At 66.1% G+C, this 14,315-nt stretch carries 8 protein-coding genes; 3 read left to right on the top strand and 5 right to left on the bottom strand.

Features of this window, described 5'->3' with window-relative positions:
- Positions 1-32: 32 nt before the first annotated feature.
- On the bottom strand, positions 33-1,124 hold the full coding sequence (locus AC5P98_RS12745) for a homocysteine S-methyltransferase family protein (RefSeq protein WP_049408567.1): 1,092 nt from the start codon (positions 1,122-1,124) through the stop codon (positions 33-35).
- Positions 1,125-1,137: 13 nt separating this feature from the next.
- Entirely contained in the window at positions 1,138-2,067 is a 930-nt protein-coding gene (locus AC5P98_RS12740; protein WP_014037755.1) for an ArsR/SmtB family transcription factor, read from the bottom strand.
- A 153-nt stretch (positions 2,068-2,220) separates the two neighbouring features.
- Here AC5P98_RS12740 and AC5P98_RS12735 point away from each other — a divergent pair, with 153 nt between their 5' ends.
- Complete coding sequence (locus AC5P98_RS12735; protein ID WP_049408570.1) at positions 2,221-3,369, top strand: acyl-CoA dehydrogenase family protein; 1,149 nt, start codon at positions 2,221-2,223, stop codon at positions 3,367-3,369.
- A 100-nt stretch (positions 3,370-3,469) separates the two neighbouring features.
- Positions 3,470-3,655, top strand: coding sequence for a hypothetical protein (locus AC5P98_RS12730; RefSeq protein WP_141098870.1), 186 nt, complete (start codon positions 3,470-3,472; stop codon positions 3,653-3,655).
- A 151-nt stretch (positions 3,656-3,806) separates the two neighbouring features.
- On the opposite strand, the gene AC5P98_RS12725 is transcribed toward AC5P98_RS12730, so the two are convergent.
- Genes AC5P98_RS12725 through AC5P98_RS12715 form a run of 3 tightly spaced genes read right to left on the bottom strand, consistent with a single transcriptional unit; the run spans position 3,807 to position 8,920 of the window.
- Positions 3,807-6,980 carry a multidrug efflux RND transporter permease subunit gene (locus AC5P98_RS12725; protein WP_046431562.1) on the bottom strand — a complete coding sequence of 1,058 codons (3,174 nt, stop codon included), beginning with the start codon at positions 6,978-6,980 and terminating at the stop codon, positions 3,807-3,809.
- Between the two features lie 15 nt (positions 6,981-6,995).
- Positions 6,996-8,264, bottom strand: a complete 1,269-nt coding sequence (locus AC5P98_RS12720; protein ID WP_032962064.1) for an efflux RND transporter periplasmic adaptor subunit — start codon at positions 8,262-8,264, stop codon at positions 6,996-6,998.
- On the bottom strand, positions 8,264-8,920 hold the full coding sequence (locus AC5P98_RS12715) for a TetR/AcrR family transcriptional regulator (RefSeq protein WP_046431559.1): 657 nt from the start codon (positions 8,918-8,920) through the stop codon (positions 8,264-8,266). Before AC5P98_RS12715 ends, AC5P98_RS12720 begins: the two co-directional genes overlap by 1 nt.
- Positions 8,921-9,170: 250 nt before the next feature.
- On the opposite strand from AC5P98_RS12715, the gene AC5P98_RS12710 reads away from it, so the two are divergent.
- A complete protein-coding gene (locus AC5P98_RS12710) occupies positions 9,171-14,147 on the top strand; it encodes an NAD-glutamate dehydrogenase (protein ID WP_046431556.1) in 4,977 nt (1,658 codons plus the stop codon).
- The last annotated feature ends 168 nt before the right edge of the window (positions 14,148-14,315 follow it).

Below are 14,315 nucleotides of genomic sequence, written 5' to 3'. Positions count from 1 at the left end.
GGGCGGGAAGTGTGGAACGGTGGCGGCGACATTCATGCGGCCTGCTCCTGGACACCGGGCAGGGCGCGCGGCGGCAGCCCGGCCACGGCCCGGGCGATCGCACGGATGTGGTCGGGGGTGGAGCCGCAGCAGCCGCCGACCAGGTTCAACAGGCCATCCTCGGCGAAGCCGCGCAGGGTGGTGGCCATCTCTTCAGGCGTTTCGTCGTACTCGCCGAAGGCGTTGGGCAGGCCCGCGTTGGGGTGCGCGCTGACGTAACAGTCGGCGACCTGCGAGAGGGTCTCCACGTGCGGGCGCATCGCCTCGGCGCCCAGCGCGCAGTTCAAGCCGATCGACAGCGGGCGCGCATGCGCCAGTGACGCATGGAAGGCCTCGGCGGTCTGCCCGGACAGGGTGCGCCCGGAGGCGTCGGTAATGGTGCCGGAGATCATCACCGGCAGGCGTGCACCACGCGCGTCGAAGGCCTCCTCCAGCGCATACAGCGCGGCCTTGGCATTGAGCGTGTCGAAGATGGTCTCGACCATGAGGGTGTCGGCGCCGCCATCGATCAGGCCCTCGATGGCTTCGCGATAGGTGTCGCGCAACTCGTCGAAGCTGGTGTTGCGGAAGCCCGGATCGTTGACGTCGGGACTGATCGAAGCGGTGCGGCTGGTGGGACCGATCACCCCGATCACGAAGCGCGGCTTGCTTGGCGTGGCCGCAGCCACCGCATCGCAGCAGGCGCGTGCAACGGCGGCGCCGGCCTTGTTCAGCTCGTACACCAGGTGTTCGAGGTGGTAGTCGGCCTGGCTGACCGAAGTGGCGTTGAAGGTGTTGGTCTCGACCAGATCCGCCCCGGCGTCCAGGTATGCGGTATGGATGTCGGCGATGACCTGCGGCCGGGTCAACAGCAGCAGGTCGTTGTTGCCCTTCAGGTCATGGCCTTCAGGCGTGCCGTGGTCGCAGCCGGGACCGTGCGCATGGTCATAGCCACCGGCGAATCGCTCGCCGCGGTAGTCGTCTTCCTGCAGACCATGGCGCTGGATCATCGTGCCCATCGCGCCGTCGATGATCAGGATCCGCTCGCGCAGGGCGTCGAGCAGGGCGTTGGCACGGTCAGGATGCAACCAGGGCAGGGCGGGCATGGTGGTCTCGGGCTCAGGGCTTGTTGGCGATCAGCGAAATCACTTCGAAGTGCGGCGGACGCTTCTCGCGGGTGACCGTTTCCAGGCTGGACACCTGCAGGCCGGCCTTGTCGACGAACTTGCGCAGCTCCTTGTCGCTGAAGCCGAGGTTGACGTGGCCATAGGCCTCCACCGCTGCCTTGTGCTCGTGACGGGCCAGGCTGCACAACAGCAGGCGGCCGCCCGGGCGCAGCACGCGTGCGGCTTCGGTTACGGCCTGCGCCGGCTTGCTGGCATAGGTCAGCGCGTGCATCAGCACCACCAGGTCGAAGCTGCCGTCCTTGAACGGCAGGGCATGCATGTCACCCTCGCGGACTTCCACATTGGGCAGCCGGCGCAGGCGCTCGCTGGCAGCGGCGACCACGCGCGCGCTGGTATCGATGCAGATGTAGCGCTTGGCGTGGGGGGCGACCAGTTCGGCCAGCACGCCGTCACCGGAGGCGATGTCCAGCACGTCGCCGGTCTCCAGCAACGGCAAGGCGGTGCGCGCCAGCGCCTCCCAGGTACGGCCCGGAGAGTAGTGGCGCTCCATGTCGCCGGCCACGCTGTCGGCCCAGTTCTGGTCAGAGGCGCGGTGGGCCAGCACTGCAGCCACGCGCTCGGCATCCTGGCGCAGCAACGGGTCGTCGCTTCCGTTGCTCAAGGCATGCCACAATGCACGCTGCGCCGGGTCCAGCTGGGCTTCGTCGAAACGGTAGTAGGCCGACACGCCGGCACGGCGGTCGCGGACCAGGCCGGCTTCCTTCAGGCGCGCCAGGTGGGTGGACACGCGCGGCTGCGCCAGCCGGGTGATTGCCGACAGTTCGGCCACGGTCAGCTCCTCCTGCTCCAGCAGCGCCAGCAGGCGCACGCGGGTGGCATCGGCGAACACCTTCAGGCGGGTCGACCAGTCTTCCAGATCCATAAATATCTACCTATCGCGATATAGAGATATATTCGCCGAGAAGGCCTGCCGCGGTCAAGTCGCCAGCGTACGGAAACAGCCGGCCCCCGGTACAATCGGAGCACCTGGGCGCGCCGTATGCGGCCCATAACTTCATGTACCCGGGAGGGTGTTGTGGATTTCAGCTTTACCGAAGAGCAGTTGATGCTGCAGGACGTTGCGCGGCGCATCGCGCAGGAGAAGATCGCCCCGAGCGCGGAGCACCATGACCGTACCGGCGAGTTCCCGCTCGACAACATCCGCCTGCTGGGCGAGAACGGCCTGATGGGCATCGAAGTGCCGACCGAATACGGTGGCGCGGGCATGGACCCGGTTGCGTACGTGCTGGCGATGGTGGAGGTCGCCGCCGCCGACGCAGCCCATTCGACCATCATGTCGGTCAACAACTCGCTGTTCTGCAACGGCATCCTCACCCACGGTACCGAGCAGCAGAAGCAGACCTACGTGCGTGCCATCGCCGAGGGCGAGGCCATTGGCGCGTTCGCGCTGACCGAGCCGCAGTCCGGCTCCGATGCCACCGCCATGCGCTGCCGCGCGGTGAAGCAGGCCGACGGCACCTTCGTCATCAACGGCAAGAAGAGCTGGATCACCTCCGGCCCGGTGGCCAAGTACATCGTGCTGTTCGCGATGAGCGAGCCGGACAAGGGCGCGCGCGGCATCACCGCCTTCCTCATCGATACCGACAAGGCCGGTTTCGGTCGTGGCAAGACCGAGCCCAAGCTGGGCATCCGCGCCTCGGCCACCTGCGAGATCGAGTTCAATGATTACGTGGCGCAGGCCGAGGACGTGCTGGGCCAGGAAGGCGAGGGCTTCAAGATCGCCATGAGCGTGCTCGATGCCGGCCGCATCGGTATCGCCTCGCAGGCCATCGGCATCGCCCGTGCCGCCTATGAAGCGACCCTGGAGTACGTGAAGGAGCGCAAGGCCTTCGGTGCCGCCATCGGCACCTTCCAGATGACCCAGGCCAAGATTGCCGACATGAAGTGCAAGCTGGATGCAGCGCTGCTGCTGACGTTGCGCGCGGCTTGGGTGAAGGGCCAGGGCAAGCGCTTCAGCAACGAAGCCGCCATCGCCAAGCTCACCGCCTCGGAAGCGGCGATGTGGATCACCCACCAGGCGGTGCAGATCCACGGCGGCATGGGGTACTCGAAGGAGATGCCGCTGGAGCGTTACTTCCGTGATGCCAAGATCACCGAGATCTATGAAGGCACCTCGGAAATCCAGCGCCTGGTGATCGCCCGCAACGAAACCGGACTGCGCTGAGACGCAACGGCCGCGCCGCTGCAATGGCGGCGCGGCCGGTCGATCCGCGCCACGCGTGGATGCGCTGTGCTCTTGGCCGAACGATGCCGGATCTGTTCCAATGCAGGCCGTTTCCATACGGTCTGCACAGATGATCTATCGTGGTTGGGGAATCCTGACACTGATCACGCCGATCGCACCCCGGCAGAAGGGCGAAGTGGCGCCCCATCATTTCTTCTTCGTGCCGATGCAGTGGGCTGCACTGGTAATCGTGGCAGTGTGCGTGGTGGTCGCGCTGTTGCGCTGAGACGTGACTCGAACGGCGCCCACCAAGGTTGGCGGCTACCGGGCATGCCGTTGCCCTGGTAGATGCCAACCTTGGTTGGCATGAATTCAAAAGCGGCAAGAAAAAGGCCCCGGATCGCTCCGGGGCCTTTTCGTTTCAGCGCACTGCCGGATCAACGATCCGGGCGGTGTGCAGCATCCGCGTCGCGCTGGCGTTCCATGAACTCCTTGGACGGTTCATCCAGCTTGTCGCCCAGCATGCGGCGCACGACCACGAAGAACACCGGGATCATCAGCAGGCCGAGCAGGGTGGCGAACAGCATGCCGCCGATCACGCCGGTACCGATGGCGTGGCGGGAATTGGCGCCGGCGCCGGTGGAGATCGCCATCGGGATCACGCCCATGATGAACGCGAACGAGGTCATCAGGATCGGGCGGAAGCGCAGGCGGGCCGCTTCGATGGTGGCATCGCGCAGGTTCTTGCCGGCTGCGCGCTGCTCCACCGCGAACTCCACGATCAGGATCGCGTTCTTCGCGGCCAGGCCGATCACGGTGATCAGGCCGATCTTGAAGAACAGATCGTTGGGCAGGCCGCGCAGCATCGACAGGCCCAGTGCGCCCAGCACGCCCAGCGGCACCACCAGCAGCACCGCCACCGGGATCGACCAGCTTTCATACAGGGCGGCCAGGCACAGGAACACCACCACGATGGACAGCACCAGCAGCAGCGTGGCGGCATTGCCGGCCAGGATTTCCTGGTAGGACATGCCGGACCAGTCGTAGCCGAAGCCGGCGGGCAGGTCGTCGTTGACGATGCTCTCCATGGTCTGCATCGCTTCGCCCGAGCTGGTGCCCGGGGCCTGCGAGCCGACGATGTTGATCGCCGAGTAGCCGTTGTAGCGGCTCAGCGACGGCGGTGCCGACACCCATTCGGACTTGACCACCGTGTTGAGCGGGATCATCGCGTTGGTGCCATCGGCGTTCTGGGTCAGGGTGGAGGGGCTGTAGAAGCTCTTCAGCGACTCCTGGCCGGTGCGGTACGGGCCATCGGCCTGCATGGTCACGCGCTTGATGCGGCCTTCGTAGAAGAAGTCGTTGACATAGACCGGGGCCAGCATCAGCTGGATGGTGCTGTACACGTCCGACACCGACATGCCCATCGACTGCGCCTGCACGCGGTCCACGTGCAGCTGCAGCTGCGGGGCGTTCTCCAGCCCGTTCGGACGCACGCCGACCAGGGCTTCGGGCTTCTGCGCGGCCTTGCCCAGCAAGATGTTGCGCGCCTGGGTCAGCTGTTCGTAGCCGGCACCACTGCGGTCCTGCAGCCACATGTCGAAGCCGCCGAACTGGCCGAGGCCCTGCACGGTGGGCAGGTTGACCACGAAGATCTGCGCTTCCTTGATGCCGTAGAACGCGCCGTTCATGTTCTGGATGAACTCGGGCGCGGTGAACTTGCGTTCCTCCCACGGCTTCAGGCGGATGAAGCCCATGCCCACATTCTCGCCGGAACCGACGAAGCTGAAGCCGGCCACCTGCAGCATGCCTTCATAGCCATCCTGCTTTTCCAGGATGCCACGCATCTGCGCGAACACTTCGTTGGTCTGGCCCTTGGTCGAGCCCGGCGGCAGCTGCACGATCGCCAGCGCATAGCCCTGGTCTTCTTCCGGCAGGAAGCTGCCCGGCATGCGGGTGAACAGGAAGCCGCACAGCGCGGTCAGCACCACGAACAGGATCATCCAGCGCGGCGCATGGCGCACCGCCGAGGTGATGTGGCCCACGTAGGTGTGGCTGATCTTGTCGTAGTACTTGTTGAAGGTGCGGTAGACGATGTTCGGGTTGTCGTTGTGCGTCGGCTTGAGGAAGGTCGCGCACAGCGCCGGGGTGAAGCCCAGTGCCAGGAACGCCGAGAACGCCATCGAGATGGCGATGGTCAGGGCGAACTGCTTGTAGATCTCACCGGCGGCGCCGCCCTGCAGGGCGGACGGGATGAACACCGCCGCCAGCACGACGGTGATCGCCACCACCGCGCCGGTGATCTGGGTCATCGCCTTCTGCGTGGCCGGCTTCGGCGCCAGGCCTTCCTCGCTCATGATGCGTTCGACGTTCTCGATCACCACGATCGCATCGTCGACCACGATGCCGATCGCCAGCACCATCGCGAACAGGGTCAGCTGGTTGATCGTGAAGCCGATCATCCACATGCCCAGGAAGGTACCGAGCAGGGCGACGGGGATGACCAGGGTCGGGATCAGGGTGGCGCGGAAGTTCTGCAGGAAGATCAGCATCACCAGGAACACCAGCAGGACCGCTTCAAACAGGGTCTTGACCACTTCCTGGATCGAGATCTTGACGAAGGTGGTGCTGTCGTACGGCGAGAACCAGGTCACCCCGGACGGGAAACTGGGCTGCAGCTCGTCCATCTTGGCGCGCACCGCTTCGGCCACGTTCAGGGCGTTGGCGCCCGGCAGCAGCTGGATGGCGAAGGCGCCGGTCGGCTTGCCGTTGTACTGGGTGTCGAAGCCGTAGTTGTTGGCACCGAAGGCGACGCGGGCGATGTCCTTGAGCAGCACGCGCGAGCCATCGGCGTTGGCGCGCAGGATGATGTTCTCGAATTCCTGCGGCGAGCTGAAGCGGCCTTCGGCCGAGACCGTGGCGGTGAAGTGCTGGCCTTCCGGCGACGGGTCCGAACCCAGCGCACCGGCGGCGAACTGCACGTTCTGCGCACGTACCGCGGCCAGTACCTGGCTGGCCGACAGGCCATAGCCCTGCATCTTCTCCGGGTTCAGCCAGATGTTCATGGCGTACTCGGAACCGAACTGCTGGGTGCTGCCGACGCCGGGGATACGCGAGACCTGGTCGAGCACGCGCGAGCCGACGATGTCGTTCAGGGCGTCACGGTTGATGGTCGGGGTATCGGACTGCAGCGCCACCACCATCAGGAAGCCGGCATTGGCCTTGGCCACCACCACGCCCTGCTGGGTCACTTCCGAAGGCAGTCGTGGCGTGGCCAGCGACACCTTGTTCTGCACCTGCACCTGGGCGATGTCCGGATCGGTACCGGTCTCGAAGGTCAGGGTGATCTGCGCGCGGCCGTTGGAGGCCGACGAGGAGCTGAAGTACAGCAGGTGATCGATACCGGTCAGCTGCTGCTCGATCACCTGGGTGACCGATTTCTCGGTGGTGTCCGCGCTGGCGCCCGGGTAGGTCGCCGAGACGGTGACCTGCGGCGGGGCGATGTTGGGATAGGACTCCACGCCCAGGTTGAGGATCGCGATCACGCCGCTGAGCGAGATCAGGATCGCAACCACCCAGGCGAAGACTGGATGTTCGATGAAAAATTTAGGCATGACGGAAGGTTCCCGTTACTGCTTGTTCGAATCGGTGGCGGCCGGCTTGGCCGCATCGGCCTGTTCCGGCTTGGCCGCGTCGGCCGGTGCCTTGCCTGCCGCCGGTGCTGCGCCCGCCGGAGCGGCGCCGCCTGCGGCAGGCTTGCCGTTGGCGTCCTGCCCCGGGGTCCACGGCTTGGCCACCGCCGGTGCACCTTCCTTGACCTTCTGCACGCCGGCCACGATCACCTTGTCACCGGCGGCCAGACCGTCGCTGACCAGCCAGTTGCCGTTCTGCGCGCCATCGGTCTTCACGTTCTTGCGCACCACCTTTCCGTCGGCACCGACCACCATCACGTAGCCGCCGGTGGTGTCACGCAGCAGCGCCTGCTGCGGCACCAGGTAGGCATTGTTGCGCTCGCCCAGGTTGGCCTGGAAGCTGACGAAGGCGCCCGGCAGCAGGATCTGCTGGGGGTTCGGCAGCAGCGCACGCAGCGACACCGCACCGGTGGCCGGGTCGACCGTGGTCGAGGAGAAGTCCAGCGTGCCCGGCTCACCATAGGTGCTGCCGTCGGCCAGCTTGACGTTGACCGTGGCCTTGCCGTCGCCGGACAGCGCCAGCGAGCCCTTGGCCTGCTGCGCGCGAAGCTGGGTCAGCTCATCCACGCTCAGCGAGAAGTTCACATACAGCGGGTCGAGCTGGTCAACGGTGGTCAGCAGGGTCACATCGCCCTGGCCGACCAGCGCGCCCTCGGTGACCTGCTGCTTGTTGGCCACGCCACTGATCGGCGCGGTCACTTCGGCGTAGCCCAGGTTGATCCGCGAAGAGGTCACTGCCGCTTCGGCCTGCTTGACGGCGGCCAGGGCGGTGCGCTCGGCCGATTCGGCGTTGTCCAGGTCGGACTTGGAGACGAACTGCTGCGGCGCCAGCGAGCGCGCGCGATCGGCGGCGACCTTGGCATTGGCGTAGGTGGCGCGGGCCGAAGCCAGCTGGGCCTCGGAGGCGTTGAGCGAGGCACGCAACGGCGCCGGGTCGATCAGGAACAGGGTCTGGCCCTGCTTGACCTGCGAACCTTCCTGGTAAACGCGCTTGAGCAGCACGCCGGGTACGCGTGCGCGGACGTCGGCGCTGCGGAACGGCGACAGGCGGCCGACCAGCTCGCGCTGCAGCGGCAGGGTCTGCGGCTTGGCGTCGATCACGCCCACCTCCGGCGGCGGGGGCGTCTGCTGTTCCGGCTTCTTGCAGGCAGCCAGCGCGACAGCAACGGCGCACGTCAAGGCAAGGGTGCGGAGTGGGGCGGTCATCAGGAGGAACTCCGGGGTTGGTTTGTAGACGGGGCCGGCGACGGCTGTGGCGCGAACGCGCGCAGGAAGCTGTCGACGGAGAACTCTGCCCAGCGCCGACGCAGGAGCGCGTCATCACGATGGGGGGTATGGAAGCGCTGTTTGTCGAAATCCTGACCGGCGATCATGCTCAGCAGCAGTTCGGCCATGAAGTGCGGGTCGTCATGCCGGAGCTGGCCTTGCATGCAAACGGTTTCAATCCATTCAGCAAGATGAAGCGTCAGCGCGCCGGCACCGTGCCGGTACAGCGTACGCGCCTCTTCGGGAAACTGGGCTGCCTCGGCTGCAATCAGCCGGCAGGCCTGTCCTACGTGCGGTTGGTTGAAATGCTCCAGGAAGTCGGTGGCGAACTGGAGAAGGCTGGCACGCAGGTCGTCACCGCGGAGTGCACGCAGCATGGCCCCGGTGGCGTGGCCGACGTGGCGCTGCATCACCCGGCGCAGCAGTTCCTGCTTGCTGCCGTAGCGCGAGTACAGGGTCTGCTTGGAGCAGCCGGCATGCTGGGCCACCGCGTCCATGCTCATCTGCATGCCCTGCTCGGCCAGCAGTCTGCGCACGGCATCGAACACGCGCTCATCGCGCGCGTCGAGGGCAACGGGGAGGTAGGCCGGGTTCACGCGGTGGACTATACCGTCCAGTTCAGGATTGTGGAATCGAATCGGCGTCGCCGCGTGTGTCTTCCGGTAACACGCTTTGCCGATCCTGTCGGCAGTGCTGAAGCAGGCGCCAGCTCCATACCGGAGCGAACTGAATAGGCGTCTAAACCGCAGCAAACCCGAATCTGCTTATTCCGTCCTGCAGCAAGGCCTTTTCGTGCGGTAGGGCTACAATTTCATTTTCCCAACTGAGCAAGCGCATCGCTCTGCCATGAAACCGCAAAAAACCGCAGCCAAGACCGTGAAAAACAAGACGAAACCAGCAGAGTCGGAGGTCGCAGTGACCGCTGGTTTCTCCCTGGAGCCGGTGTACACGGCCTTGCGCAAGCGCTACCCCGCGGCCGCACAGGCCGAAGCGGTGGCCTTCGCCACTGACTTCTACAAGCGCATGGAATCGGACGAGTTCCCGCACCACAGCGCTGAAGAGTGGGCCGCGCTCGCGGCTGAGACGCTGGAATTCGCCCGTGCCCGCAAGGCCGGCAAGGCCAACGTCCGCGTGTTCAATCCGACTGCGAAGGCCAACGGTTGGGAATCGCCGCACACCGTGCTGCAGATCGTCAACGACGACATGCCGTTCCTGGTCGATACCGTCACCATGTCGCTGGCCGAGCAGGGCGTGGGTGTCCACGTGCTGGGCCACCCGGTGCTGCGCTTCACCCGCGACAAGGCCGGCAAGCTGGTCAAGGTCGGCGAGGGCGATGCCGAGTCGGTGATGCTGCTGGAGATCGACCGCCAGCCGGCCGACGCCATGGCTGCCATCGAACAGGCCATCAACAAGGCGCTGGACGAAGTGCGTGCGATCGTGCGCGACTGGCAGCCGATGAAGGACAAGGCGCTGGCGCTGGCCGACGACCTCGGCAGCCGCCAGCTGCCGGTCGACGACGCATCGCGCAAGGAAGCACAGGAGTTCCTGCGCTGGGCCGCCGACAACCACTTCACCTTCTTCGGCTACCGCGAATACCGCGTCGAGAAGCAGGGCAAGGAAGAGGTGCTGGCGCCGCTGAACGACACCGGCCTGGGCCTGATGCGCGGCAAGGACAAGTCCGCCGCCCGTCCGGTCAAGACCCTGGCCGCGCAGGGCCTGAACACCACGTCCGGTCTGAAGGATGCGCTGATCCTGACCAAGACCAATGCCCGTTCGCGCGTGCATCGCGCTGGCTACATGGATTACATCGGCGTGCTGGAATTCGACGCCAAGGGCAAGATCATCGGCGAGCAGCGCTTCCTCGGCCTGTTCACCTCCAGCGCCTACAACCGCCGCCCGTGGGAAATCCCGCTGGTGCGCCAGCGCCACGAGCACGTGATGAAGCAGTCGGGCCTGGCCCCGGCCAGCCACAGTGGCAAGGCCCTGCGCCACATCCTGGAAACCCTGCCGCGCGAAGAACTGTTCCAGTCCAGCGAGGACGAACTGTTCCGCACCGCGATGGGCGTGCTGGGCCTGCAGGAGCGCGTGCGCAGCCGCCTGTTCCTGCGCCGCGACAAATACAGCCGTTTCATCTCCGCGCTGGTCTACCTGCCGCGTGAGCGCTTCAACACGGACGTGCGCCTGCGCATCGAAGCGATGCTGAAGGACGCGCTGCACGGCGAGTACGTCGACAGCTCGGTGGTGCTGGGCGAATCGCCGCTGGCCCAGGTGCACCTGATCGTGCGCCCGAAGCCGGGTGAGATGCTCGACGTCGATACCGCCGAACTGGAGCAGAAGCTGGCCCAGGTGCTGCGCAACTGGCAGGACGACCTGCGCGAAGCGCTGGTGGCCCGCCACGGCGAGACCGAAGGCCTGCGCATCGCCGCCCGTATCGGCAAGGCGCTGCCGGCCGGCTACATCGAAGACAACAGCACCGCGGTTGCCGCCAACGATGTCAGCCAGCTCGACGCCCTGACCGGCCCGGACGACCTGCGCCTGAGCCTGCAGGCCGTGCCGCGCGAAAGCGGTGATGGCCTGCGCCTGAAGCTGTATCGCCAGCTGGACGACATTCCGCTGTCGGACGCGCTGCCGATGATGGAAAACATGGGCCTGCGCGTGATCGCCGAGCGTCCGTACCGCCTGTCGGTCGACAACGCCCCGGTGTACGTGCAGGACTTCGAGGTCGAGTCGACCGCCGGCGCGATCGATGCCGCCAGTGTCGATGAAGCCTTCGGCGAGACCTTCGCCCGCGTCTGGCACGGCGATGCCGAGAACGACGGCTTCAACCGCCTGGTGCTGGCTGCCGGCCTGCACTGGCGCCAGGTCGCCATGCTGCGCGGCTACTGCAAGTACCTGCTGCAGACCGGCGTGCCGTTCTCCCAGGCCTACGTGGAAGGCACCTTCGCGCGCTACCCGCTGCTGGCCCGCCTGCTGGTCGAGCTGTTCGAAGCCCGCTTCGATCCGGCCACCGGCCACGAAAGCAAGGACGACATCGCCGCCGGCCAGGCCCAGCTGAAGGCCCACTTCGACGTGCTGGCTGCCGGTGACGATGCCACCCTGAAGGTGCTCAAGACCGTGGTCGACGCCCGCAAGGGTGACCGCGACGCGCAGATGCAGGCCGCGCGCGATGCGCTGCTGAAGCTGATGGACCGCGTGTCCAGCCTGGACGAGGACCGCATCCTGCGCTCGTTCATGGGCGTGATCGACGCGACCCTGCGTACCAGCTACTACCAGACCGATGCCAACGGCCAGCACGGCCATGTCATCAGCTTCAAGTTCGATTCGGCGCTGGTGCCGGACCTGCCGAAGCCGCGCCCGTACCGCGAGATCTTCGTCTACGGCCCGCGCGTGGAAGGTACCCACCTGCGCTTCGGCGCGGTCGCCCGTGGGGGCCTGCGCTGGTCGGACCGTCGCGAAGACTTCCGTACCGAAGTGCTGGGCCTGGTCAAGGCACAGATGGTCAAGAACACCGTCATCGTGCCGGTCGGCGCGAAGGGCGGCTTCTTCGCCAAGACCCCGCCGGTGAACGGCGACCGTGATGCGATCTTCGCCAACGGCGTGGCCTGCTACAAGCTGTTCATCCAGGGCCTGCTGGACATCACCGACAACATCGTCAACAACAAGATCGTGCCGCCGGTGGATGTCGTGCGCCACGACATGGACGATCCGTACCTGGTGGTGGCCGCCGACAAGGGCACTGCGACCTTCTCCGACATCGCCAACGGCCTGGCCATCGCGCACGGCTTCTGGATGGGCGATGCGTTCGCCTCCGGTGGTTCGGTCGGTTATGACCACAAGGGCATGGGCATCACCGCACGCGGTGCGTGGGAGTCGGTCAAGCGCCACTTCCGTGCGCTGGGCCGTGACAGCCAGAGCCAGGACTTCACTGCGGTCGGCGTCGGCGACATGTCCGGCGACGTGTTCGGCAACGGCATGCTGCTGTCGCGCCACATCCGCCTGGTGGCTGCGTTCGATCACCGCCACATCTTCCTGGACCCGAACCCGGATGCGGCCACCACGTTCGTCGAACGTGAGCGCCTGTTCACGGTGCCGCGTTCGAGCTGGGCGGACTACGATGCCAAGCTGATCAGCAAGGGCGGCGGCGTGTACCCGCGCAGCCTGAAGTCGATCGAGATCACCCCGCAGGTGCGTGAAGCGCTGGGCCTGGACGAGAACGTCAAGGCGCTGTCGCCCAACGAACTGATGAGCGCGATCCTGAAGGCACCGGTCGACCTGCTGTGGAACGGCGGCATCGGTACCTACGTCAAGGCCGCCAGCGAGCAGCACAGCGATGTCGGCGACCGTGCCAACAACGCGCTGCGCGTGAACGGTGGCGAGCTGCGCTGCAAGGTCGTGGGCGAAGGCGGCAACCTGGGCATGACCCAGCTGGGCCGCATCGAAGCCGCGCAGGCCGGCGTGCTGCTCAACACCGACTTCATCGACAACTCGGCCGGTGTCGACACCTCCGACCATGAAGTCAACATCAAGATCCTGCTCAACGATGTGGTGCGGGCCAAGAAGCTGACCGTCGAGCAGCGCAACAAGCTGCTGGCCTCGATGACCGATGAAGTCGCCGAGCTGGTGCTCAACGACAACTACCGCCAGAACCAGGCGCTGAGCCTGATGGAGCGGATGGCGGTCAAGCGCCTGGGTTCCAAGCAGCACTTCATCCGTACCCTGGAACAGCAGGGCCTGCTTGATCGCCAGATCGAGTTCCTGCCGTCCGATGCCGAGCTCTCGCAGCGCAAGGCGCGCGGCCAGGGCCTGACCCGTCCGGAGCTGTCGGTGCTGCTGTCCTACTCCAAGCTGGTGGCGTTCGCCCAGCTGCTGGATTCGGACATCCCGGAAGATCCGTACCTGTCCAAGGAACTGCAGCGCTACTTCCCGACCCCGCTGCAGAAGAAGTATGCCGACGCAATGGAGCGTCACCGCCTGAAGCGCGAAATCATCGCCACGGCCGTGACCAACCAGACCATCAACCGCATGGGCGCCACCTTCCTGATGCGCATGCAGGAAGACACCGGCCGTTCCATCGCCGAGGTCGCCAAGGCCTACACCATCAGCCGTGAAACGCTGGATGCACGCGCGCTGTGGGCGCAGATCGATGCCCTCGACGGCAAGGTGCCGGAGTCGGTGCAGATCGACGCCCTGGAAGTGATCTGGAAGCTGCAGCGCTCGTTCGTGCGCTGGCTGCTGTCGCGCCCCGGCGCGATGCCCGGCATCACCGAAGCGGTCAACCGCTACCAGGGCCCGTTCAACGATATCCGCGTTGCCTCGGGTGTGCTGCCGGATTCGCAGCGTCCGACCTACGAAGCCCTGGTGGCCGAGTGGAAGGAAAAGGGCCTGCCGTCCGCGCTGGCGCAGCAGCTGGCCGAACTGCACTTCCTGGAGCCGGCGTTCGACATCATCGAACTGGCCCGTACCCGCAAGCTGAAGCCGGTGGACGTGTCCAAGGTCCACTTCCGCCTGGGCGATGCCCTGCAGCTGCCGTGGCTGTTCGAGCAGGTCGATGCGCTGGAGGTCAATGGCCGTTGGCACGCGGTGGCACGTGGCGTGCTGCGTGACGAGCTGGCCGCCAACCACCGCAACCTGGCGGGCCAGGTGCTGGGTACCAAGGGCAGCAGTGCCGAAGCAAAGGTGGCGGCCTGGATGGGTCGCGACGACAGCAGCCTGCGCTTCACCCTGGCGATGCTGGCCGAACTGGCCGAGCAGAAGACCCTGGACTACCCGACCGTCTCGGTCGCGGTGCAGCGCCTGGGCCAGCTCGCTGCGCATGGTGCGTAAGCGCATTCGCGCTGACGCCCCACGGTTTGTTCTGCAAACCGTGGGCCCCATGCCAACCATGCTCCCAGACCCCCGCGCCGTTGGCGCGCCCCCCTGACTCAGGGGGGGCTCCTGATCTGCAGCAGTTGGAGGAACGGCCCCGCGAAAGCGGGGCCGTTCTGCATTGCC

The sequence above is a fragment of the Stenotrophomonas sp. YJH_SMC_135 genome, from assembly GCF_059372355.1.
Note: the sequence above shows the minus strand (reverse complement) of the source record. Positions and strands in the feature narration are given on the sequence as shown.